Origin of the sequence: Kribbella shirazensis (genome assembly GCF_011761605.1) — a bacterium.
In the GTDB taxonomy this organism is placed as follows: domain Bacteria; phylum Actinomycetota; class Actinomycetes; order Propionibacteriales; family Kribbellaceae; genus Kribbella; species Kribbella shirazensis.
In genome coordinates, this window is sequence record NZ_JAASRO010000001.1 from 420865 (window position 1) to 443533 (window position 22669).

The 22669-nt window shown below is 68.4% G+C and carries 17 protein-coding genes; 10 read left to right on the forward strand and 7 right to left on the reverse strand.

Annotated features, from left to right (window positions below; all coding sequences use genetic code 11):
• The 9 genes from BJY22_RS02050 (at position 1) to arfA (ending at position 10830) form a co-directional block, all read left to right on the forward strand.
• Complete coding sequence (locus BJY22_RS02050) at positions 1–1314, forward strand: ABC transporter substrate-binding protein (protein ID WP_167203476.1); 1314 nt, start codon at positions 1–3, stop codon at positions 1312–1314.
• A complete protein-coding gene (locus BJY22_RS02055) occupies positions 1298–2254 on the forward strand; it encodes a carbohydrate ABC transporter permease (RefSeq protein ID WP_167203477.1) in 957 nt (318 codons plus the stop codon). The genes BJY22_RS02050 and BJY22_RS02055 overlap by 17 nt, the downstream gene beginning before the upstream one ends.
• Positions 2255–2259: 5 nt before the next feature.
• Positions 2260–3144, forward strand: a complete 885-nt coding sequence (locus BJY22_RS02060; protein ID WP_167203478.1) for a carbohydrate ABC transporter permease — start codon at positions 2260–2262, stop codon at positions 3142–3144.
• Positions 3145–3230: 86 nt separating this feature from the next.
• Complete coding sequence (locus tag BJY22_RS02065; RefSeq protein WP_167203479.1) at positions 3231–4838, forward strand: FAD-dependent oxidoreductase; 1608 nt, start codon at positions 3231–3233, stop codon at positions 4836–4838.
• A 246-nt stretch (positions 4839–5084) separates the two neighbouring features.
• Positions 5085–6095, forward strand: a complete 1011-nt coding sequence (locus tag BJY22_RS02070) for a LacI family DNA-binding transcriptional regulator (RefSeq protein ID WP_337758037.1) — start codon at positions 5085–5087, stop codon at positions 6093–6095.
• Between the two features lie 90 nt (positions 6096–6185).
• On the forward strand, positions 6186–7478 hold the full coding sequence (locus BJY22_RS02075) for an extracellular solute-binding protein (RefSeq protein WP_167203480.1): 1293 nt from the start codon (positions 6186–6188) through the stop codon (positions 7476–7478).
• Positions 7479–7491: 13 nt separating this feature from the next.
• Positions 7492–8433 carry a carbohydrate ABC transporter permease gene (locus BJY22_RS02080; RefSeq protein ID WP_167203481.1) on the forward strand — a complete coding sequence of 314 codons (942 nt, stop codon included), beginning with the start codon at positions 7492–7494 and terminating at the stop codon, positions 8431–8433.
• Positions 8433–9302 carry a carbohydrate ABC transporter permease gene (locus BJY22_RS02085; protein ID WP_167203482.1) on the forward strand — a complete coding sequence of 290 codons (870 nt, stop codon included), beginning with the start codon at positions 8433–8435 and terminating at the stop codon, positions 9300–9302. The genes BJY22_RS02080 and BJY22_RS02085 overlap by 1 nt, the downstream gene beginning before the upstream one ends.
• A gap of 28 nt (positions 9303–9330) precedes the next feature.
• A complete protein-coding gene (gene arfA / locus BJY22_RS02090; protein WP_167203483.1) occupies positions 9331–10830 on the forward strand; it encodes an arabinosylfuranosidase ArfA in 1500 nt (499 codons plus the stop codon).
• A gap of 105 nt (positions 10831–10935) precedes the next feature.
• Here arfA and BJY22_RS02095 read toward each other — a convergent pair whose 3' ends face one another.
• Positions 10936–11385 (reverse strand): GNAT family N-acetyltransferase, encoded by a 450-nt coding sequence (locus BJY22_RS02095; protein WP_167203484.1) that lies wholly within the window; start codon positions 11383–11385, stop codon positions 10936–10938.
• A 10-nt stretch (positions 11386–11395) separates the two neighbouring features.
• The gene (locus BJY22_RS02100; RefSeq protein WP_167203485.1) at positions 11396–12100 is read right to left on the reverse strand and encodes an SIP domain-containing protein; all 705 of its coding nucleotides are present in this window, start codon (positions 12098–12100) and stop codon (positions 11396–11398) included.
• A 90-nt stretch (positions 12101–12190) separates the two neighbouring features.
• Here BJY22_RS02100 and BJY22_RS02105 point away from each other — a divergent pair, with 90 nt between their 5' ends.
• Positions 12191–14761 carry a GNAT family N-acetyltransferase gene (locus tag BJY22_RS02105; RefSeq protein WP_167203486.1) on the forward strand — a complete coding sequence of 857 codons (2571 nt, stop codon included), beginning with the start codon at positions 12191–12193 and terminating at the stop codon, positions 14759–14761.
• Between the two features lie 10 nt (positions 14762–14771).
• Here the strand turns inward: BJY22_RS02105 and BJY22_RS02110 are convergent, their stop codons facing one another.
• The 5 genes from BJY22_RS02110 to glgX form a co-directional block, all read right to left on the reverse strand.
• A complete protein-coding gene (locus BJY22_RS02110) occupies positions 14772–15596 on the reverse strand; it encodes an SAM-dependent methyltransferase (RefSeq protein ID WP_167203487.1) in 825 nt (274 codons plus the stop codon).
• Between the two features lie 250 nt (positions 15597–15846).
• The gene (locus BJY22_RS02115; protein ID WP_167203488.1) at positions 15847–16047 is read right to left on the reverse strand and encodes a hypothetical protein; all 201 of its coding nucleotides are present in this window, start codon (positions 16045–16047) and stop codon (positions 15847–15849) included.
• 158 nt (positions 16048–16205) lie between these two features.
• Positions 16206–17933 carry a malto-oligosyltrehalose trehalohydrolase gene (gene treZ, locus BJY22_RS02120; RefSeq protein WP_167203489.1) on the reverse strand — a complete coding sequence of 576 codons (1728 nt, stop codon included), beginning with the start codon at positions 17931–17933 and terminating at the stop codon, positions 16206–16208.
• 5 nt (positions 17934–17938) lie between these two features.
• Positions 17939–20335, reverse strand: coding sequence for a malto-oligosyltrehalose synthase (gene treY / locus BJY22_RS02125; protein WP_167203490.1), 2397 nt, complete (start codon positions 20333–20335; stop codon positions 17939–17941).
• The gene (gene glgX, locus BJY22_RS02130; protein WP_167203491.1) at positions 20332–22449 is read right to left on the reverse strand and encodes a glycogen debranching protein GlgX; all 2118 of its coding nucleotides are present in this window, start codon (positions 22447–22449) and stop codon (positions 20332–20334) included. The genes treY and glgX overlap by 4 nt, the downstream gene beginning before the upstream one ends.
• Positions 22450–22669: the final 220 nt, after the last annotated feature.

Consider the following 22669-nt stretch of genomic DNA (forward strand, 5'->3'; position numbering starts at 1 on the left):
ATGACCAGGATCCCCTGCAAGAAGGCTGTCGCCGCGCTCGCCGCCGTCACGCTGGGCCTCGCCCTGACCGCGTGCTCCGGCGGTGGGACCGACAGTGGTGACACCCCGGCCAACTCCGTCAGCGTCTGGTTCCCGGGCATCGACGAGGCCGAGATGAAGCTCGTCAACGAGACCCTGGTGCCGAAGTTCGAGCAGCAGACCGGCGCGCAGGTCGAGGTGACCTTCGTCGACTGGGAGAACGTCTCGCCCAAGCTGAACGCGGCGTTCGCCGCCGGCACCGCGCCGGACGTGCTCGGCCACGGCATCGCGGCGACAGCCGACTTCGTCCACAACGACCGGATCGCCGACCTCACGCCGTACGTCGAGAAGCTGAGCCAGGGCGACCGCGACGACCTCGCCAACGCGCTGCCCGGCGGCCAGGTCGACGGCAAGCAGTACTTCGTGCCGCTGATCATGGCGCTGCGGCTGGTCGCCTACAGCGGCGCCGACTTCAAGGCCGCAGGCCTGAACCCGGACCAGCCGCCGAAGACCTGGGAGCAGGTGCGGGCCACCGCCGAGAAGCTCACCCAGCGCAACGGCGACAAGATCACCCGCTCCGGCCTGGTCGTGTCGAACGCGCCGATCAGCGGTCAGCAGACGTTCGGGACGCTGCTGTGGGCCAACGGCGGCGAGTTGCTCACCGAGGACAACTCGAAGGCGGCGCTCACCGCGCCGGAGGCGGTCGAGGCGCTCACCTTCTACACCGGTCTCTACCAGGGCGGCAACGCCGTCGACGGCCAGCTCGGCACCAACTGGGCAGGTCTGCCGCCGGCGCAGCAGCCGATCGCCACCGGCACCGCGTCGATGCAGCTGGCCGACGTCAGCGGGATCGAGAAGCTGCAGAAGGCCGCGCCGCAGCGCGACATCCGGGTCATGCCGCCGCTGGCCTTCGAGGGCAACGAGCCAGCCTCGTTCGGTGGCCCGGCGAACGGCCTGATGCTCAACAAGGACAGCAAGAACCCGGATCTGGCCTGGAAGTTCATCGAGCACATGATGTCGGCCGAGGTCAGCACGCAGTACGCCACCAGCCTCGGCTTCCTGCCGATCCGCAAGTCGGCGATGGAGTCGGAGGCGATCAAGACGAGCGCGGTCAAGACGACCGCGCTGAAGGCGCTCGACTACGCCCGCCCGAACCCGAACGTGCCCGGGTGGGTGCGGGCCCGGGACGCGATCGACAAGTCGCTGGAGCAGGCACTCCGCGGCAAGCTCTCGCCCGAGGAGGCGCTGAAGCAGGCCGCCGCAGAGGTGGACAAGACCCTTGAAGCCAACCGCTGAGAAGGTGAGGCCGGCCCTCGTGCCGGAGCGGACCGGGTCACCGGCTCCGCTCCGCCGGGGCCGGCTTCCCCGCCACGTCCAGAGCAGGCAGCGGTTGTTCGGGATGCTGTTCGTCCTGCCCGCCGCGCTGTACGTCGTGATCTTCCACCTGGCGCCGGTGCTGTACGGGTTCTACCTCAGCTTCACCGAGTACAGCCCGCTCGGCCGGTCCGGCCCGGAGTTCGTCGGCCTGGACCAGTACCGCGAACTGGCCGGCGACGCGGACTTCGGCAAGTCGCTGCTGGTGACGTTGCGGTATGTGGCTCAGGTCCTGCCGATCACCGTGGTACTCGCGCTGGGGCTCGCGCTCCTGGTCAACCGGCCGTTCCGCGGCGTCGGGCTGTTCCGCGCCGGCATGTACGTGCCGCACATAGTCTCGCTGACCGCGGTCAGCATGGTGTGGCTGTGGATCTACTCCGACAGCGGTCTGGTCAACGAGGCGCTGGGAGCGATCGGGCTCGACCCGCAACGCTGGCTGACCGAGGAGGACTCGGCGCTCAACGCTGTGTCCGCGATGCGGATCTGGAAGGCGCTGGGCAGCAACATGGTGCTGCTGCTCGCCGGGCTGCAGTCGGTACCGCGGGACCTGTACGAGGCTGCGGAGGTGGACGGGGCCGGCCCCTGGGGCAAGCTCCGCCACGTCACGCTGCCGGGGATCCGGCCGATGCTCACGTACGTCATCGCGATGGACGTGATCTACCTGGCGCAGGGCTTCGCCGAGATTTTCGTGCTCACCCAGGGCGGCCCGCTCGGCAGCACGACCACGGTGAACTTCCTGATCTACACCGAGGCGTTCCAGTACAACAGGCTCGGCAGTGCGTCCGCGATGGCGTTCGTCCTGTTCGCCTTCATCGCAGGGCTCACGCTGCTCGCGGTCCGGGCCACGCAGGGAAGGAAGTGATGACGATGCCGGCGACAATCTCCCACAGCGCCCGGACTGGTACCCAGCACCGGCGGCGGTTCGTCGTGCTGGCGCTGGTGACACTGCTGGTGCTGATGCCGTTCCTGTGGATGATCAGCCTGGCGTTCACGCCCGAGGAGGCGGCCTTCAGCAGCACCCGGCTGATCCCGGCGAACCCGACGCTGGACAACTTCGGCGAGGCGTTCCGGGCCGCGAACCTCGGTCGCGCGTTCGCGAACTCCGCGATCGTCACGCTGATCGCGGTGGCGACCAACTGTGTCGTCGCCGTGATCGCCGGGTACGCGTTCGCCCACCTGGAGTTCCCCGGCAGTAAGGCCATCTTCTACCTGCTGCTGTCCACAGTGGCGATCCCGACCGCGGTCACGCTGATCCCGCTGTTCCTGATGGCCAAGCAGTTCCCGCTGGCCGGCGGCAACAACCTGTTCGGCCAGGGCGGCAGCGGCCTGCTCGACACGCTCGGCGGGCTGCTGCTCCCGTACCTGGTCGGGACGATGAACATCTTCCTGTCCCGGCAGTACTTCTCCGGCCTCGACCGCGACCTCGCCGAGGCCGGCCGGCTGGACGGGGCCGGCGAACTGCGGATCTTCGTCAGCATCTATCTGCCGCTGGCCCGGCCGCTGCTCGCGGTGGTGGCGATCTTCTCCTTCACCGGCGTGTGGGACGACTTCATCTGGCCGCTCGTCGTGTCCACCTCGGAGCGCAGTACGACGGTGCAACTGGCGATCACCACGTTCGCCTCGTCCGGCAACATCCGGTACGGCGCGCTGATGGCGGCGACCGTGCTGGTCAGCCTGCCGGTGCTGCTGGTCTTCCTGTTCAACCAGCGCGGCTTCATCTCCGGCCTCTCCGAGGGTGGCGTCAAGGGCTGACCGCCCACCGCTTCCCCGCCCCCGGCCCGCGGCCACCGCCGCGGGCCGGCCTCTCAACGACCTCGACCGAAGGAACGCTCGCTCAGATGACTGTGGAATCGAAGGCCGATCTCGTGATCGTCGGCGGAGGGCTCGGCGGCGTCGCCGCGGCCCTCACGGCCGCCCGGCTGGGCCGGACCGTGATCATGACCGAAGCATCGGACTGGCTGGGCGGCCAGCTGACCACGCAGGGCGTGCCACCGGACGAGAATGCCTGGATCGAGGAGTACGCCGGCTCGGCCAGCTACCGCGACCTGCGGACCCGGGTGCGTGACCACTACCGCCGCAACTACCCGCTGTCCGCCGCGGGCAAGTCCGACCCCGCCCTCAACCCGGGCCGAGGCTTCGTCTCGCGTGTCTGCCACGAGCCCCGGGTCGGCGCGCTCGTGCTGGCCGAGTTGGTGTCGTCGCTGCAGGCCGACGGTCGGCTCACGGTGCTGTACGAGCACGAGCCGGTGGCCGCCGACCGCGACGGCAGCCGGGTCACCGCGGTCGTCGTCCGCGACCGCCGGTCGGGCGTGGAACGACGGCTGACCGGCGCGTACGTCGTCGACGCCACCGAGCTGGGCGACCTGCTCGAACTGGCCGACGTACCGCACGTCGTCGGCGCGGAGTCGAAGGCCGAGACCGGTGAGCTGCACGCCGTCGACGAAGCGGACCCCCGCGACCAGCAGGCGATCTCGTGGTGCTTCGCGGTCGAGTACCGGCCCGGCGAGAACCACACGATCGAGAAGCCGGCCCGGTACGAGTACTGGCGGGACCAGGTCGACCCGCGCTGGCCGAACTCGCAGCTGTCCTGGACCGACGTGCATCCGATCACGCTGGAGACACGGACCCGGCCGATCTTCTCCGGCGCGCCGGACCAGGGCATCGGGCACGACGGCCGCGACCTGTGGCAGTACCGGCGCATCCTGGCACGGGCGACGTTCGACGACCGGTTCACCGGCGGCGAGGTCTCGCTGGTCAACTGGCCACAGATCGACTACTGGGAACTCCCGATCGTGGGCGTCTCCGAAGCGGAGCGGCAGCACGCGCTCGAAGAGGCCCGCCAGCTCAGCCTGTCGTTCCTGTACTGGATGCAGACCGAGGCGCCGCGGGCCGAGGGCGGCGCCGGCTACCCGGAGCTGAGGCTGCGCGGCGACGTGCTCGGCACCGCCGACGGCCTGGCGAAGGAGGCCTACATCCGCGAGTCGCGGCGGATCAAGGCGGCCTTCACGGTCACCGAGGAGCACATCGGCGTGGCGATGCGCGGTACCGAGGCGGGCGCGGCCGAGTTCGACGACAGCGTCGGGATCGGCCACTACCGCATCGACCTGCACCCGTCGACGGCCGGCCGGAACTACGTCGACATCGAGTGCTTCCCGTTCCAGATCCCGCTGGGCGCGCTGATCCCGGCCGACGTCGACAACCTGCTGCCGGCCAACAAGAACATCGGCACGACCCACATCACCAACGGCGCGTACCGGCTGCACCCGGTCGAGTGGTCGATCGGCGAGGCCGTCGGCGCCACCGTCGCCCAGTGCCTGGACCGGGGCCTCACCCCGCTCGAGCTCCGCTCCGATGCCCACGAGCTCCGCAAGCTCCAGGACCTGCTCTCCGGTGAGCTCGGGGTTGCCCTCACCTGGCCCGAGAGCGTCCGTCTCCACCGCGGTTGATCCTCTCCTTCCTTGCCTCGAGCAGCATGGCCGGATCGGCGAGGCCGCGCCGGTAGGACTGCTAGGCGATCGGGTCTGACCGGGTAACGGTTCGTTGGCCTGGTTGTTCGTCGCGGCGCGGACCAGGCCGCCGAATACCCAGGCACACGGCCGGGCACAGCACGCTCCAACGGTGAACGGTCCCAGCGTCCGGGGAGCGCGTGTATTAGCGTGGCTGGGCATGAGCGGGTGGTCGGGGGTGATGGCGTGGCGGTGACGATGCGGGATGTCGCGCGGGCGGCGGGGGTTTCGCCGAAGACCGTCTCGAACGTGATGAACGGGTACCCGTACATCCGCGAGGAGACCCGGACCAAGGTGCTGGCCGCGATCGATTCGCTCGGGTACCGGATGAACATCTCCGCCCGGAACCTCAAGTCCGGCCGGACCGGCATCATCGCGCTCGCCGTTCCCGAGCTCAGCAACCCGTACTTCGCGGAGCTCGCCGACGCGGCGATCGCGGCCGCGGGTGAGCACGGGCTGACGGTGATGATCGAGACCACCGGCGCCGACCGGGAGCGGGAGCTGACCGCGCTCGCCCGGCCGCGCGGGCACCTGGTCGACGGCCTGCTGTACAGCCCGCTCGGCCTCGGCCCCGACGACGTCGACCAGCTGGGCACGACCACGCCGATGGTGCTGCTCGGCGAGCGGATCTTCCACAGCCCGGTCGACCACGTGATGATCGACAACGTCGCCGGCACCGAGGCCGTCGTACGGCATCTCCTCGACCAGGGCCGGCGGCGGATCGCGGTCATCGGTGTCCGGCCCACGGAGGGCATGGGCACCGCGGCGATCCGGTACGGCGCGTTCGCCGGCACGCTGGCGGAGTACGGCGTCCCGGTCCTCGAGGAGCTGGCGGTGTCGGGCGGGAAATGGCACCGGTCGAGCGGGGCGGACGCGATGGAGGAGTTGCTCGCGACCGGGCGGAAGTTCGACGCGGTCTTCGCCCTGAACGACACCCTCGCGCTCGGTGCGATCCGGGCGCTCACCGCCCACGGCGTGCGGATCCCGGACGACGTGGCGGTGGCCGGTTTCGACAACATCGACGAGGCCAGCTTCAGCAGCCCGACCCTGACCACGGTCGACCCGAACCGGGTCCACATCGCCCGGACCGCGGTCGAACTACTGGTCCGGAGGATGTCCGGCGACGACTCCGATCACCAGGAGATCGTCGCGCCGTACGTGCTGCACACCCGTGCCTCGACCCTCGGCACCAACTGACCCCTTGACGCCCTCCGAGCGGTCGTGCCATCTTTCTACACCGATGTAGTACACCGATGTAGATCCGTACTCCACTCCGCCGGAGGACAGATGCCCCCTGACTCCCCACACCTGCGCCCGCGCCGCCGGGCAGTACTCGCCGGCGGCCTCCTCGGCGCCCTGAGCCTGACCGGTTGCGGAACGTTCCGGTCGAAACCGAAGGTCCGCGAATGGAACCTGTTCGGCGGCGGTGACGGCGCCCGCCTGCTGCAGATCCACCAGCAGTACGTCGCCGAGCACCCGGACGTCGGGTTCGAGGCGCACACCCTGGCCTGGGGCCCGCCGTTCTACACCAAGCTGGCGATGTCCGCGGCCGGCGGCCGGGCGCCCGAGGTGGCGACCCTGCACCTGTCCCGGCTGAAAGGGTTCAGCCCGGCCACGATGCTCGACCCGATCCCGGTCGACCTGCTGAACGCCGCGGGCATCCGCGAGTCCGACTTCCTGCCCGAGACGTGGAACCGCTGCGTGGTCGACGGGAAGCTGTACGCCGTGCCGCTCGACCAGCACCCGTTCGTCCTCTACTACAACACCGAGATCTGCCAGAAGGCCGGGCTGCTCGGCGCCGACGGCAAGATCAAGCCGGTCAAGGGCGTGGACGCGTTCCTGGACATGCTGAAGGCGGTCAAGGACACCACGGGCAAGTTCGCCGCTTCGGTCGAGACGACCAATCCGTGGCGGATGTGGTGGACCCTCTACGGCCAGCTCGAAGGGAAGTTCTTCAGCGACGACGGCACCCGGCTCGAGCTCGACGACGCCAAGGCGCTGGAAGCCCTCGAACTGATGGCGAAACTCGCCGCCGACGGTCTCGTCCCGCGGTCGGCGAACTACCCCGCCCTGGTCGCCCAGTTCACCAACGGCGACGCGGGCCTGAGCTTCAACGGGGAGTGGGAGGTGACGACGTACCAGACCGCGAAGATGCCGTTCAGCATGGCGCCGTTCCCGGTCGTGTACGACGTACCGAAGTTCGCCGGTGACGCGCACACGTTCGTGTTGCCGCACCAGTCGAACCGGAACCAGGACGACACGAAGGCGACGGTCGAGTACATCGCCTGGATGCTGAAGAACAGCGCGGCCTGGGCGGCCGGTGGGCACATTCCGTCGTACCAGCCGGTGGTCGGGAGCCAGGAGTACCTGAGCCTCAAACCGCAGGCGGAATACCGCAGTGTCGCGCCGGACGTGCTCTTCGACCCGGACGCGTGGTTCAGCGGATCCGGCGCGCAGTTGCAGGAAGAAGCCGGTGCCGCCTTCAGCGGTGTCTTCTCCGGCCAGGCGACGCCCAAGGCTGCGCTGGCGCAGTTCAAGGCCGCCACCCAGACACTGCTCGACACCCCGTCCCCGGTCTGACAGGAGGTCACTGATGGCCGTGCAGACACCAACCCGGACAACATCCGGTACGCCGACGCGCTCGGCGCGATCCGAGACCGGGCAGCCGTGGAAGGAACGCTGGGCGGGACTGTTCTTCGTCGCGCCGTTCCTGCTGCTGTTCGCAGTCTTCCTCCTCTGGCCGACCTTCTCCGGCCTCTGGAACAGCTTCTTCAACACCAGTCTCTCCGGGATCAAGGGTGAGTTCCTCGGTCTGCAGAACTGGCGCGAGATGTTCGGCGACCCGGCCGTCTGGTCGTCGTTGAAGAACACCTTCGTCTTCACCGCGATGAGCACACCGCCGCTGGTGGTCATCGCGCTCGTGATGGCCTTGCTGGCCAACCGCCGGGGCCTGCTGGGCTGGCTCTTGCGGTTCTCGTACTTCGCTCCGTTCGTGCTGCCCGCGACCGTCGTGTCGCTGATCTGGGTGTGGATCTACCAGCCCGGCTTCGGCCTGGTGAACGGTCTGCTGACGGCCGGCGGCTTCGCCGAGATCGACTGGCTGAACACCGAGAACCGGGCCATGCTGGCGGTGGTGATCGCGACCGTCTGGTGGACGGTCGGGTTCAACTTCCTGCTCTACCTCGCCGCTCTGCAAGGGATTCCGGCGCAGATCTACGAGGCGGCCGCGATCGACGGCGCGAACGGACGGCAGAAGCTGTTCCGGATCACGCTGCCGTTGCTCAGCCGCACCACCGGTCTGATCGTCGTCCTGCAACTGGTGGCGTCGCTGATGATCTTCGACCAGATCTACCTGATGACCGACGGCGGGCCGAACTACGCGACCCGGCCGATCGTCCAGTACATCTACCAGAACGGCTTCACCAACTACCGGATCGGTTACGCGTCGGCGATCTCGTACCTGTTCTTCGTGATCATCGTGATCGTCTCGATCCTGCAGTTCAAGCTGTTCTCCGGCCGCAAGGAGGTGCGCTGATGACCACCATGACGTTGCCCGCGACCACTCGGAGCGGACCGGTGGAACCGCGGTGGAGCTTCCCGAAGGTCGCGAGCGTCGTCGGCGCGGTGATCCTGGCCGTGATCTGGCTGGCGCCGTTGCTGTGGGCCCTGGACACCTCGCTGAAACCCGAACCGGAGACCACCCGGACGCCGATCACCTGGTTGCCGGAGGCACCGACCTTGGCTGCCTACCAGGGCGTGATCGAGCAGGGCGACCTGCTGCGCTGGTTCCTGAACAGCACGATCGTGGCGGTGCTGGTGACGGCGCTGACCCTGCTGGTCTCGGTGCTGGCGGCATACGGGTTCTCCCGGACCGAGTTCCCCGGCCGGCGGGCGCTGTTCGGACTGATGATCGCCGGCATCCTGGTGCCGCCGCAGGTGCTGATCGTGCCGCTGTTCCAGGAGATGACCAGCCTCCGCCTGGTCGACACGTACTGGGGCATCGTGCTGCCGCAGGTGGTCGCGCCGGTGATGGTGTTCGTGCTGAAGAAGTTCTTCGACGGCATCTCCCGCGACTACGAGGACGCCGCGCGCGTCGACGGCGCGACCCGGTGGCGGATCGTGTGGAGCGTGATGGTGCCGATGTCACGGCCGATCCTCGTTGCCGTCGGCATCTTCACGTTCATCGGGGCCTGGAACAACTTCCTCTGGCCCTTCATCGTGACCACCGACCCGTCGATGATGACGATCCCGGTCGGTCTCGCCAACGTGCAGGGCTCGTACGGCCTGCGCTACGCCCAGATCATGGCGTCCGCCGTCCTCGGCGGCCTTCCCTTGCTGATCGTCTACGCGCTGTTCCAGCGCAACGTGATCCGCGGCGTCGGCGACGCCGGAATCAAGGGATGACCTCACACTTCACGACAGGAGCAACCTGGTGCCCTCTGCCACTCTGACCATCGATCCCGCGTTCACGATCGCGCCCGTGAACCGCAGGACCTTCGGAACCTTCGTCGAGCACATGGGGCGGTGCGTGTACACCGGGATCTACGAGCCCGGGCACGCCACCGCCGACGAGGACGGCTTTCGCAAGGACGTCCTCGAACTGACCCGTGAGCTGGGCGTTTCCGTGGTCCGCTACCCCGGCGGAAACTTCGTTTCCGGATACCGCTGGGAGGACGGCGTCGGTCCGCGCGCCGACCGGCCGCGGCGGCTCGACCTGGCCTGGCACAGCGTCGAGACGAACGAGTTCGGCCTGGACGAGTTCAGCCGCTGGTGCGCGAAGGCGGGTGTCGAGCCGATGATGGCGATCAACCTCGGGACGCGCGGCGTGCAGGAGGCGCTCGATCTGCTGGAGTACACCAACCACCCCGGTGGTACGGCGCTGTCCGACCTGCGCGAGCAGCACGGCGCGTCGCCGTACGGGATCAAGCTGTGGTGCCTCGGCAACGAGATGGACGGCCCGTGGCAGATCGGGCACAAGACGCCGACGGAGTACGGGCGGCTCGCCGCGGAGACCGCGCGGGCGATGCGGATGATCGCGCCGGACCTGCAGCTGGTGGCGTGCGGCTCGTCCTCGTCGAAGATGCCGCTGTTCGGGACCTGGGAGCGGGACGTCCTGCGGGAGACGTACGAGTTCGTCGACCACATCTCCTGCCACGCGTACTACGGCAACGACGACGGCGACACCGCGTCGTTCCTGGCGTCCGCCGTGGACATGGACCACTTCATCGAGGCCGTGGTCGCGACCGCCGACCATGTCGGCGCGGAACTCAAGAGCAGCAAGAAGATCGGCATCTCGTTCGACGAGTGGAACGTCTGGTACGGCGAGCGCTCGCGGCGGACCGATGGGCCGGGTGACCAGTGGGAGGTGGCGCCGCGACGGATCGAGGACGAGTACAACGTCACCGATGCCGTTGTCGTCGGCAACCTGCTGATCTCGTTGCTGCGGCACAGCGACCGGGTCGGGGTAGCCTGCCTGGCGCAGCTGGCGAACGTGATCGCGCCGATCATGACCGAGCCCGGCGGCGCGGCCTGGCGGCAGCCGACGTTCCACCCGTTCGCGATCACGTCCCGGCTCGCGGCGGGGCAGGTGCTTCGAATCGAGACGGACTCCCCGACGGTCAGCACCGCCCGGTACGGCGACGTACCGGCGGTCGACGCGGTGGCGACGTACGACGAGGGCCGGGTCGCCCTGTTCGCGGTGAACCGGTCGAGCGAGGGCCCGGTCGAGGTCACCATCGACGTCAGCCGGGCCGGCGTCACCACGCTCGACGAGGCCGTGATCGTGCACGACGAGGACCCGAACGCCACCAACACGGCGGAGCGGCCCGACCGGGTCACGGCACAGCCGTTCGAATCCGCCCGGCTGGCCGACGGCAAACTGACACTGACCTTGCCCGCCATCAGCTGGGCCGCGGTGTCGCTGTCCGAGTGATGGGGACCTAAGGACAGGACGTGTCCGGCGATCGAGCCGAACGAGCGGTGTGTTCAGGCGGACGCCGCCGTCTACGCATACGACTACGTCCTGTCCTGAGGACCCCTAGGCCCGGCGGAACTGCGTCACACGGACGCCGGGAGCGACCTCCACCTCGGCGATCGCGGTGTAACCGCGGGACGTGTAGAGGTTGACCGCCGGGGCGTTGGCTGTGCCGGTCGAGACGACGCTGACCGGTCGCGGCTCGGCCTGGTCGAGGTGGTCCAGGAGTGCTCGGCCGTGACCGCTGCGGGCGTGTGCCGGGTCGACGATCAGGCGGGAGATCTCGACGGTACGGTCGTCGGGAAACTCGTACGCCAGTGCGCCGACGAGTCGCGTTCCGTCGTACCGGCCGAGCCAGTGCTCGGTGGAGGACATGAGCCCGTCGAGATCTTCCTGGAGTGGCGGGATGCCGTCGAAGCCGATCAGCTCGGCCTCGACGGCGTACGCCGCGTGCTGGATGGTGAGCAGTCGCTCGGCGAGGGTGCGGTCGGTGACGTCGAGCGGCGTGATCACGGGCGCCAGGCTACGCGGCCTTCCAGTACCCGAGGGACTTGACGCGGTGCTTCGGGATCGCGAGGTCCTTGAGGACGTACGACGTGAGTGTGCGCGTGGTCGCGGTGTCGCAGGCGATCCAGACGTAGGTGTCGGGGGTGGCGAGTTCGCGCAGCTCGGCCTTGACGTTCTCGACCAGCTCCGGCCGCGGGACGGTCCGCAGGTCGTGATGGTCCTCGATGCGGAACGGCAACTCGTGATCGGCCTCGTGCGTGGTCTCGAACCAGATCGTGGCCGGCAGTTTCGGAGCGACCGCGAGCAGCGAGTTGATCGCGGGCAGCGAGGCCGGGTCCCCGACGACGAGCATCCGCGGCGGCAGCGGGTCCGGTACCTCGAACCCGGTCCCCTGCACCGTCGCCTCGACCGTGTCACCGGGCTCCGCCTTGCGGGACCAGTCGCTCGCACACCCGTCGTGCAGCGCGAACTCCAGGCTGAACGTTCCGGCCTCGACGTCCGGGTCGACCAGCGTGTACGCGCGCTGGTGCGGCTTGCCCGCGTTGTCGAACCACAGCCGCACCCACATCGTCGGGTGGACGCCGAGTGCCCGCAGCAGACCGCCGTCGGTGAAGTGCACGCGACGGTAGCGCTCCGTGACCTGTTCGGCACCTGTCACGGTGAAGACAAAGTCCTTACCCCGGAACAGCTTGAGTACGGCGCCTTCCCAGCCATGCCTCACGATCGACCTCCAGCGAGAATTGCACTTGTCGGGACGGATTGCTGCTGCGTAAGTTAGCGCAGCCTAACCTAATTAAAGCGAGGGGATGCTGTGAACGCGAGGGTGTTCCGGGACACGTACGGCGTACCGCACCTGCAGGCCGGTGATCCGCTCGCGTTGGTGTACCTCCAGGGCGTGAACGCCGCCCGCGACCGGGCCTGGCAGCTCGAACTGGAGCGGCGCCGGTACCTCGGGACGAGTGCCGCGTTCCTCGGCGTGGAGGCGGCCGGATGGGACGTGTTCGCCCGGAAGGCCCGGTTGGCGGACACGGCCCGGCGGTGCTTCGAGTCGCTCGACGACGAGACGCGGGAGTGGATCACGGCGTACGTCGAAGGCGTCAACCATGCGCTACCGGGCGGGGCCGCGCGGGCGCCGGAGTTCGCCGAGACCGGGCTGACGCTGCAGAAGTGGGAGCCGTGGACGCCGCTCGGCATCTGGCTGGCGGTGCACATTCTGTTCGCGGGGTTCCCGACGAAGCTGTGGCGGACGCACGTCGCGGAGCACCTCGGTGACGGTGCACTCGAGCTGTTCAGCTCCGAGGGCCCGCACGGGTCCGGGAGCAACGGCTGGCTCATCCCCGGTACGCACACTGCCGGCGGTCAGGCGATCGTCGCGGGCGATCCGCACCGCTACATCGAGAGCCCCGGTGTGTACCAGCAGATCCGGCTCACGTGTCCGGAGTACGACGTGCTCGGCCTGGCGGTTCCCGGTGTCCCGGGGCTGGCGCACTTCGGCCACACCGGCGGTGTCGCATGGGCGATCACGAACGCCATGGCCGATTACCAGGACCTGTACGCCGAGCAACTCCGTCGTACCCCTGGCGGCGTCGAAGCGCTCGGCCCGGACGGCTGGAAACCGGCTAGTGTCCACACGGAGCAGGTGGAGATCGCCGGCGCCGACCCGGTCGAGATCGAGGTGATCGAGACGGAACGCGGTCCGATCATCCAGGACGGCATCAGCCTTCGCTATCCGCCGCGGGTGACCGGGCAGCTCGGATTCCAGGTGATGGCGAAGTTGCTGCGCGCAACCACCGTGGCGGACGTCGATGCGGCGTTCGACGAGTGGGTCGAGCCGGTCAACGTCGTGCTGGCCGCCGACACCGCCGGCGGGCTGCTGCACCGCACCGCCGGGATGGTGCCTCGGCGCCGGCGGGAGAACATGCTGCGCGTCGTACCCGCCTGGGAAGCCGGTCACGAATGGGACGGCTGGCACGAGCTGCCACGCGCCGACGTCGACGGGCCGGTCGCGATGGCCAACGCGCGCGAGCTGGCCGCCCCACTGGGCGTCGAGTTCGCGGCCCCGCATCGGGCCGACCGGATCCGCACGCTGGTGAACGCGCGGGACGACTGGTCGGTCGACGACATGCCGAGCATCCACAAGGACACGTACCTCGGCTCAGCCGGATCCATCCTCGACCTGCTGACCGGCCTCGACGACCTCTCCGCGGAAGCAGTTGCCCTGCGCACCGAACTGCTCGCGTGGGACCGGCACATGGACGCCACGAGTACGACGGCCTCGTCGTACGCCGCCGTACGCAAGGCGATCGTCTCGCGGCTCACCGGCCACTTCACGATGCTCGAGAACGCCGACGTCGCCGAGGTCTTCGTCCCGTGGATGGATCCGCTCACGCACGTCTCGTTCGCCCTGGAGAATCTGCTCGCCACCGATCTCCTGCCCCAGATCAACGTTCGGTGGCTGGCGCGTGAGGCGCTCGAGGAGGTCGCCGCCAACAAGCCGCGACCGCCGTGGGGCGAGACGCACCAGCTCGCGCCGCTGCACATGCTGCGCGGACCGGTGTTCGCACCGGGCGAGGAGCCGATCGACCTCGGGTTGTCCGGCGATCACCACTGCGTGATGTCGACGTCGAGCCTTCCGGGGCTGACCGACGTGTGCATCCGGGCGTCGGCGGCCCGGTACGCATGGGACCTGGCGGATCGGTCGGCCAGCCGCTGGGTGGTGCCGCTCGGCGCGTCCGGCGTACTCGGGGATCCGCATCATCACGACCAGTTGCCGTTGTGGCTGCGCGGATCGCTCGTGCCGGCCGCCGGTGCGGTGGTGCGGGAGGATCGCAGCTATCAGGTGGAGGTCGACGGGTTCGGGACCGTGCGGGTCGAGGAGGCGGATCCGGCGCGGGACCTCGACCTGATCCACGCATGGGTGACGGCGGAGCGGGCCGTGTTCTGGGGCATGGGTTCGTTGTCGCAGGAGGAGATCGCCCGGACGTACGAGTTCCTGGACTCGGTGCCGACGCATCACGTGTACGTCGTGCGGCTGAACGACGTACCGATCGCGCTACTACAGACGTACGACCCACAAGCCGACCCGGCGGGTGCGACGTACGACGTCGAGGCCGGTGATCTGGGCGTTCATCTCCTGATCGGCCCGGGTGAGGCGCGACCGGGCTTCACAGGCCATCTGGTGGGCGTACTCGGGCGCTTCGTCTTCGAGCACCTGGGCCATCCGCGGATCGTGGTCGAACCGGACGTCCGCAACACCCGCGCCATCGAACGCTTCCACCGCTCAGGCTTCGTCCTCGGACCTCAGGCAAAGATCACCCAGCCCGACGGGACCACCAAGACGGCGCAGTTCGCCTTCCTGTCGCGCCTGGTCGAGTGTCGGTAGGTAGTGCGGGCTACTTCTTGACGGCGAGGACGGCGGCGATGAGTTGTTGCCAGTCGGTGAGTTCTTCGTGGGCTTCGTCGTTGCGCCATTCGGCGGCGGGGACGAGGCCGGGGTCGAGGACGGTGAAGCCGTCGCCGTAGAGGTCGAGGATCTCCTGTTCGGTGCGCCAGGTGCCGCGGCCGAGGGTGCCTTGCATGATTTCCTGGAGGGCCTTGGTCTTCGCGTCGTTCTGGCTGCGGAAGTGCGAGATGAAGACGGGGCTGCCGGAGGGGATCCGGTCGCGCCAGTAGCGGACGGCGCCCTTCGGGTCCTCGTCGTCGTTCATGTGGTGCAGGACGGCGCAGAAGATCAACGCGACCGGCTTGTCGAAGTCGATCAGGCGCTGCAGTTCCTTGTTCTCGTAGATCGAGGCCGGGTCGCGCAGGTCAGCCTGGATGACGCTGGTGAACTTGTTCTCCGCGAGCAGGGCGCGGCCGTGGGCGAGCACGATCGGGTCGTTGTCGACGTACACGACCTTGGTCTCGGGGGCGAACCGCTGGGCGACCTGGTGCACGTTGTTCGCGGTCGGCAGGCCGCTGCCGAAGTCGATGAACTGCCGGACCGGTGTGTTCCTGACGATCTCGTCGACCGCCCGGACCAGGACGCCGCGGTTGTCGAGCACGATCTGCTGCGAGCCGGGCAACTCGTTGACGAACCGGTCGCCGAAGGCCCGGTCGACGGCGAAGTTGTCCTTGCCGCCCAGCAGGTAGTCGTAAGTGCGCGCGATGCTCGGCTTGGTCAGGTCGAAGCCCGGGTACGGCGCGGTCTCCGTCGCCTGCTCGTTCGCATCCGGCATCGCGTGGGCCCCTTCCTGTCGCGGCACACGTCACTCTATGCGACGCCGATGTCACCGCGCTCGCGCCCCCGGCCGGTCTGCCCAACAGCCCGCCGGCCGGCGGGTGAGCCCTCCCACGCGCGGCGCTTGTCCTTGTCTCTCCCTTGATCTGACCGTTTCGGGGCACGTAGACACGGCGGCCGTCGTGTGGTGCCTGCGACGGCCGCGCGTGGGGTGGTGACCTGGTCTGGCGGGCCCTGTCACCGGGTGGTCAGTTGAGGGTGTGCTTCGGTACCTCGTGCTCGCGGCCGGACGGGCGGCGTTCGCGGTTGGTGGTGTCGTGCACCGTTTTCTCGACGGTGCGCGGGGCCGGGCAGACCGGGCCGCGGCGGATCGGTCCGCCACCCAGCTTCCGGCTCTTCCACTGCTTTTCTTCGTAGTCGTAGTAAGTGTCGACGCCTCCGACTGTCATTCGGTCCTCCCGTCGAATCCCCCGTCCCCTGCTGGCTCATCAACAGTCGGTCACCAAGGCCCCGGCAGACAAGCGATTCCGGAAATCCCCACGGATCAACACGCTCGAACGCCGTCTTCTGTTGGTTTGGCCTACAAATGTGCGACGGCCGGAAAGTCTTAGACGGCGATGATCGCGACGCCGTGACCGGGCAACCACACACCGCCGAGGCCGACGTCGACCCCCCCGAAGGACATCACCAGGTACGACGGGACCGCTTCCACCGGCACCACGGTGTCCTCGGTGTCCAGATTCGCCACCACCCGGAGGCTGCCCCGTTTCACCACGAGCCAACCGCCGTCCGGGTCGAGGTCGATCCCGACGGACTCGAGCCGGTCGTCGCGCAGCTCCGGCATCCGGGCGCGGAACTTCAGCAGGTGCCGGTACCACTCCAGCACCTCGCGATGCGGCGACTCGTCGGGCTCGGACCAGTCGAGCACCGAACTGCGCCAGGTCTGCGGATCCTGCGGGTCCGGGATCTCCTCGGCGTCCCACCCGAACTCCGCGAACTCGCGCCGCCGCCCGTTCCGGACCGCGTCGGCCAGCTCCGGCTCGTTGAAGTCGGTGAAGAACCGCCACGGCGTCGACGCGCCCCATTCCTCACCCATGAAGAGCATCGGCGTGTACGGCGACGTGAGCACCAGCGCAGCGCCGATCGCGAGCTGCCCCGGAGTGAGCGCCGGACGGTCACCGAGCGCCCTGTTGCCGATCTGGTCGTGGTTGGACGTGTAGGCGAGGAACTGCCCGCCGCGATGTTTCCGCGGGTCGACCGGACGGCCCCACAGCTGCTCCCGAAACGTCGAGTACTTGCCGTCGTGCAGGAACACCCGGGTCAGCGTCTTCGCGAACACGGCAGGGTCCCCGAAGTCCACGTAGTACCCGAACCGCTCGCCGGTCAGCAGCGAGTGCAGCGCGTGGTGGAAGTCGTCGCTCCACTGTGCTGTCATGCCCATCCCGCCTTCGGACACAGGCTCGACCATCCGCGGGTCGTTCAGGTCGGACTCGGCCACAAGCCCCAGCGGGCGTCCCAGCTGTGCCGACAGCGCCGCGGTCTCGTCCGAGAGCTGCTGGAGGAGGTGGGTCGGGCTGTCGTCGACCAGCGCGTGTACGGCGTCCAGTCGCAGTACGTCGATGTGGAAGTCGCGGAACCAGCGCAGTGCGTTGTCGCAGATCCACCGCCGTACCTCAGGGCTGCCCGTGTCGTCCAGGTTGACCGCCGGCCCCCAGGGGGTGGAGTGGCGACTGGTGAAGTACGGGCCGAAGCTGGACAGGTAGTTCCCGCTCGGGCCGAGGTGGTTGTAGACGACGTCGAGGCACACGGCCAGTCCGGCCTCATGGCACCGGTTGACGAACCGCTGCAGCGCTTCCGGGCCGCCGTACGGTGCGTGGACGGCGTAGAGGTCAACGCCGTCGTACCCCCAACCGTGTTTGCCGGGGAATGCCGCGACCGGGAGCAGCGAGATCACCTCGACGCCCAGCACGGCCAGGTAGTCCAGGTGCTCGGCGGCCGCGTCCAGCGTGCCTTCCAGGGTGAAGGTGCCTAGGTGGAGCTCGTAGAACACTGCGCCGCGTGCGTCGCGACCGGTCCAGCTGTCGTCGGTCCACTCGAACCGGTCCGCTGCGAAAACCCGGCTGAACCCGTGGACGCCGTCGGGCTGCCACGGGCTGCGTGGATCGGGTAGCGGGTCGCTGCCGTCGACCGAGTACGCGTAGTCGGTGCCGTGGTGCGCCTCGACCACCTGTCGTTCCCACCAGCCGTCATCCACCGAACGCATCGGCAGGACACCGTCGCGCAGTACTAGGTCAACGTCGGTTGCGTCAGGCGCCCAGACGCGGAACGTGTGCATGGCTGTCAGCTCCTGACCAGCAGGGCAACCGGCAGATCAGTCAGCAGGTCGTCGATCCGGGCGGAACCGCTGCCGACCTCCCGGCCTGTCAACACGTTCTTCCACTGTCCAGTCGGCAGGACGACCATGCTGTCACCCCAGCCACCCAGACGCTGCAGTGCCGCGGGCAGCCTGGTCGCCACGGTGATGACAGCGTCGCCACGAGCAAACGCGACCGCATGTCCGTTGGACGTCGGCAGCGGCGTGTAGCTCCCCGCGAAGGCGTCCGGGTACTGCCGACGGATGCGGAGCGCACGGGAGGTGACTAGCAGCTTCTCGTCGGACAGGTCCTCCGGCTTGTCACCTGTATCCAGACGCCGCAGCCGCTCGACGCGCTGCTGGTAGTCCACTGGCCGCCGGTTGTCGGGGTCCACGAGAGACAGGTCGACCAGCTCGGTGCCTTGGTAGACATCCGGTACGCCGGGCATTGTCAGCTGCACCAACTTCTGGCCGAGCGTGGCTGCTCGTACGTACCCGGTCTGCTCGTCCGCAAACCGCCGTACCGCGTCGAGCACGGTGTCGTCGTGCAGGACTGCGGTGACGAAGGCAGCGACCGTTTGCTCGTATTCGTCGTCCGGTGTGGTCCAGGACGTGTGCCGCTTCGCTTCGCGGATCGCCTTGAGCACGTAGCCCTGCAGGCGGTCCTCGGCGAGCGGGCCGTCGGACCAAGTACCGAAGAGTGTCTGCCAGACCAGGTACTCGGTGGTGCCGTCCAGCAATGGGCTCCGGTGGTCCTCCGACAGCCGGCGCCATTCACGGACTGCCTCGGACCAGGCCGCCGGCTGCTCGGACAGCACGCCGAGCCGAGCACGTACGTCCTCGGAGCGCTTGGTGTCGTGAGTGGACAGCGTGGTCATCGTCTTCGGCCAGTGCTGGTTCAACCGGGAGGCGTACGCGTGGAACTCCTCCGGCGTCACACCGAAGTGCTCTGGGTCCCCACCGACCTCGTTGAGCGAGCTGAGGCGGAGCCACCGGTAGAACGCGGTGTCCTCGACACCCTTGGCCATCACCGGACCGCACGTCTGCTGGAACCGCACGATCAGCTCAGCCCGCGCCTGCTCGTCGTACGTGCTGGTCTCACGACCGAGCAGCAGATGCAGTACTACGTCCAACGTGGCCTGACGATCCTCGTCGAGATTCGCCCGTGCCTTCTCCGCGGCCCGCTGCAGTGCGGCAACCGCTGTCGGCGACGGTTCCTCGCCCGGTACGACGTACGCGCGGTAGACCTCGAAGTGGACCAGCAGCTCCACCACAACCTCGTGGAACGCCCGCCTGGTGTGGTCACGCAGCCGTACGTCGTCCTGACAGATGCGGGCCAGCAACTCGACCAGGCGATGCACCTCGGCGTACTGCCCGTGTTGGACGATCTCGCGCTTCGCCTCCTCCACGACCGGTCCGAAGTCGGCCGGCGCACCGGTCAACTCGGAGTGCAGGGCCGCGAGCGGCGCAGCGCCGGCGGGGTCGACGAACAGACCGCCGACGCGCAGCAGGGCGTCGTACCCGGTGGTGCCGGCACAGGGCCAGTCTCCCGGGAGCTGCTCGTCGCCTTCGAGGATCTTCTCGACAACGACCCACGCACCGCCTGTCCGCTCAGCCAGTCGGCGGAGGTAACCGCGCGGATCGGCCAGACCGTCCGGGTGGTCGATGCGGAAGCCGTTGAGCTTGCCCTCGTGCAGCAGCGCCAGCAGGAGCTGGTGCGTCGCGTCGAAGACCTCCTGGGTCTCCTGACGCACAGCCGCGAGCGTGTCGACATCGAAGAACCGCCGGTAGTTCAGCTCCTCGTCAGCGACCCGCCAGTGCGCGAGGCGGTACCACTGCTCAGTGACGAGCTCCTCGAGCGGCAGCCCTTCGGTCCCCGGCCGCAGCGGGTACTCGTGGTCGTAGTACCGCAGGACGTCGCCGTCGACGGACAGCTCGCCGTCCGCCAGCACCTTGCCGATCCGCTGCCCCAGCACAGCCATCAGCAGCGGCTGGTTCCCAGACCCCCAGTCGACGTCGAACCAGTCGGCGTACTCCGAACCCGGCCCGAGCCGCAGCACCGACCACAGCGCCTTGTTCAGGCTCTCCGGCGTCGGTACGGCGACATGGTTCGGTACGACGTCCGCGATGGCGCCCATGCGATGCCCCGCGAGCCGGTCCGAGAGGCGGTCGAACGCGGACCGGCCGCCCATCGGCTCGGACAGCCGACTGTGGTCCACCACGTCGTACCCGTGGGTGGAACCAGGCGCTGCCTGGAGGATCGGGGACAGGTAGGCGTGGGAGATCCCGAGGCTCGCCAGGTACGGCACGACCGCTGCGGCGTCGTCGAAACCGAACTCCGCGCGCAGCTGGAACCGATAGGTGGCCTGCGGGATCCCCATCATCCGGCGGCCTGCCTCGGGCGGGTCAGGACCACCGTGCTGCGCGCCTCCAGCTGGACCGTGGCGCCGGCGGCGTGCGGCTCGTCGGTCCCGGCGCCCGTGGCCGCCGTGGTGTCCACGACCACCGTCCAGTTCTCGCCGTACTGCGCGGGCGGGAGGAGGAAGTCGACCGGCTCGAAGTTGCTGTTCAGCAGGATCAGGAACGAGTCGTCGACCACCGGCTCGCCCCGCGGATCGGGCTCCGAGATCGCGTCACCGTTGAGGAACACCGAGATCGCGCGGGCGTCGTCCCGCTGCCAGTCGCCGTTCTGCATCTCGGTGCCGTTCGGCGTGAACCACACCAGGTCACCGAGGCCGTCGACGCCCGTGTCACCGTGGAAGAACCGGCGCCGGCGCAGCACCGGGTGGTTGTTGCGCAGCCTGACCAGGGACCGCGTGAACTCCAGCAGTTCCTTCTGCGGTTCCGCCAGCTCCCAGTCGATCCAGGAGAGCTCGTTGTCCTGGCAGTACACGTTGTTGTTGCCCTGCTGCGTCCGCCCGAGCTCGTCGCCGTGCGCGATCATCGGCACGCCCTGTGAGATCAGCAGCGTGGTCAGGAAGTTGCGCTCCTGCTTGGCCCGCAGCCGCAGTACCTCGGGGTCTTCGGTCGGGCCCTCGGCACCGCAGTTCCACGAGCGGTTGTGGCTCTCGCCGTCCTTGCCGCCCTCGCCGTTCGCCTCGTTGTGCTTCTCGTTGTACGAGACCAGGTCGCGCAGCGTGAAGCCGTCGTGGGCGGTGATGAAGTTGATGCTCGCCAGCGGGCGGCGGCTGTCGTCCTGGTACAGGTCGGAGGACCCGGTCAGGCGGGACGCGAACTCGGCCAGCGTGTACTTCTCACCGCGCCAGTAGTCCCGGACGGTGTCGCGGTACTTGCCGTTCCACTCCGTCCACAGCGGCGGGAAGTTGCCGACCTGGTACCCGCCGTCGCCCACGTCCCACGGCTCGGCGATCAGCTTCACCTGGCTCACCACCGGGTCCTGCTGGACCATTTCGAAGAACGCCGACAGCCGGTCGACCTCATGGAACTGCCGGGCCAGCGTGGCCGCCAGGTCGAACCGGAACCCGTCGACATGCATCTCGGTGACCCAGTAACGCAGCGAGTCCATGATCAGCTGCAGCACGTGCGGGTGCCGCATCAGCAGGCTGTTGCCGGTGCCGGTGGTGTCGTAGTAGTGCGTCTTGTCCTGGTCGACCAGGCGGTAATACGCCGCGTTGTCGATACCTTTGAACGACAGCGTCGGACCGAACTCGTTCCCCTCGGCGGTGTGGTTGTAGACGACGTCCAGGATGACCTCGATGTCCGCCTCGTGCAGCGCCTTCACCATCGCCTTGAACTCGGTCACCTGCTGGCCGCGGGTGCCGGTCGAGGAGTAGGCGTTGTGCGGCGCGAAGAAGCCGATGGTGTTGTAACCCCAGTAGTTCGCCAGGCCGCGCTCCTGCAGGTGCCCGTCCTGCGCGAACTGGTGCACCGGCATCAGCTCGATCGCGGACACCCCGAGCTCCTTGAGGTGCTCGATGATCGCCGGGTGCCCGATCCCGGCGTACGTGCCGCGGATGTTCTCCGGCAGGCCCGGGTGGGTCTTGGTGAGGCCCTTGACGTGTGCCTCGTAGATGACCGTCTCGTGGTACGCGTGGTCCGGCGGCCGGTCGTTGCCCCAGTCGAAGAACGGGTTGGTCACCACCGAGAGCATGGTGTGCTCGCGGTTGTCCATGGTGTTCAGCTCGTCGGGCTTCGCGAACCGGTAGCTGAACAGTGACTCGTCGCCGTCGATCTGCCCGTCGACGGCCTTCGCGTACGGGTCCAGCAGCAGCTTGGACGGGTTGCACCGGTGGCCTTCGGCCGGGTTGTACGGCCCGTGCACGCGGAACCCGTACCGCTGTCCGGGCTGCACGCCCGGGAGGTAGGCGTGGTGCACGAATCCGTCCACCTCGGTCAGCTGGACCAGCTGCTCGGTTCCGTCGTCACCGATCAGCGCCAGATCAACTCGCTCGGCAACCTCCGAGAACACCGCGAAGTTCGTCCCGGCGCCGTCGTACGTGGCGCCGAGAGGGTAAGGACGACCAGGCCATTTCTGCACCTGACGACAGTAGCCACCCCGGCCCCGGGTCACCGCACTGCCCGGTGTTTCAGTTCTGAGAATTCACCGGGCCAGTGGTTGCAGCAAGTTGCAAGAACCGGAATATCCCAATATCCACTCGGTTCGGCTAAGCTCTCGCGCTTGTGGAACCGCCTTCCCCTCGGCGGCCAGTTTTCCTGGACTCGACCGGGCAACGCCGTCGCACCATCCGCAGAGCAGG

Excerpts from the sequence above, each read along its gene's own strand:
- BJY22_RS02075 (WP_167203480.1), top strand. The coding sequence starts at position 6,186 with ATGCCCCCTGACTCCCCACACCTGCGCCCGCGCCGCCGGGCAGTACTC.
- treY (WP_167203490.1), bottom strand. The coding sequence starts at position 20,335 with ATGATGGGGATCCCGCAGGCCACCTATCGGTTCCAGCTGCGCGCGGAG.
- BJY22_RS02065 (WP_167203479.1), top strand. The coding sequence starts at position 3,231 with ATGACTGTGGAATCGAAGGCCGATCTCGTGATCGTCGGCGGAGGGCTC.
- BJY22_RS02080 (WP_167203481.1), top strand. The coding sequence starts at position 7,492 with ATGGCCGTGCAGACACCAACCCGGACAACATCCGGTACGCCGACGCGC.
- BJY22_RS02110 (WP_167203487.1), bottom strand. The coding sequence starts at position 15,596 with ATGCCGGATGCGAACGAGCAGGCGACGGAGACCGCGCCGTACCCGGGC.
- BJY22_RS02085 (WP_167203482.1), top strand. The coding sequence starts at position 8,433 with ATGACCACCATGACGTTGCCCGCGACCACTCGGAGCGGACCGGTGGAA.
- BJY22_RS02060 (WP_167203478.1), top strand. The coding sequence starts at position 2,260 with ATGCCGGCGACAATCTCCCACAGCGCCCGGACTGGTACCCAGCACCGG.
- BJY22_RS02050 (WP_167203476.1), top strand. The coding sequence starts at position 1 with ATGACCAGGATCCCCTGCAAGAAGGCTGTCGCCGCGCTCGCCGCCGTC.
- BJY22_RS02115 (WP_167203488.1), bottom strand. The coding sequence starts at position 16,047 with ATGACAGTCGGAGGCGTCGACACTTACTACGACTACGAAGAAAAGCAG.
- treZ (WP_167203489.1), bottom strand. The coding sequence starts at position 17,933 with ATGCACACGTTCCGCGTCTGGGCGCCTGACGCAACCGACGTTGACCTA.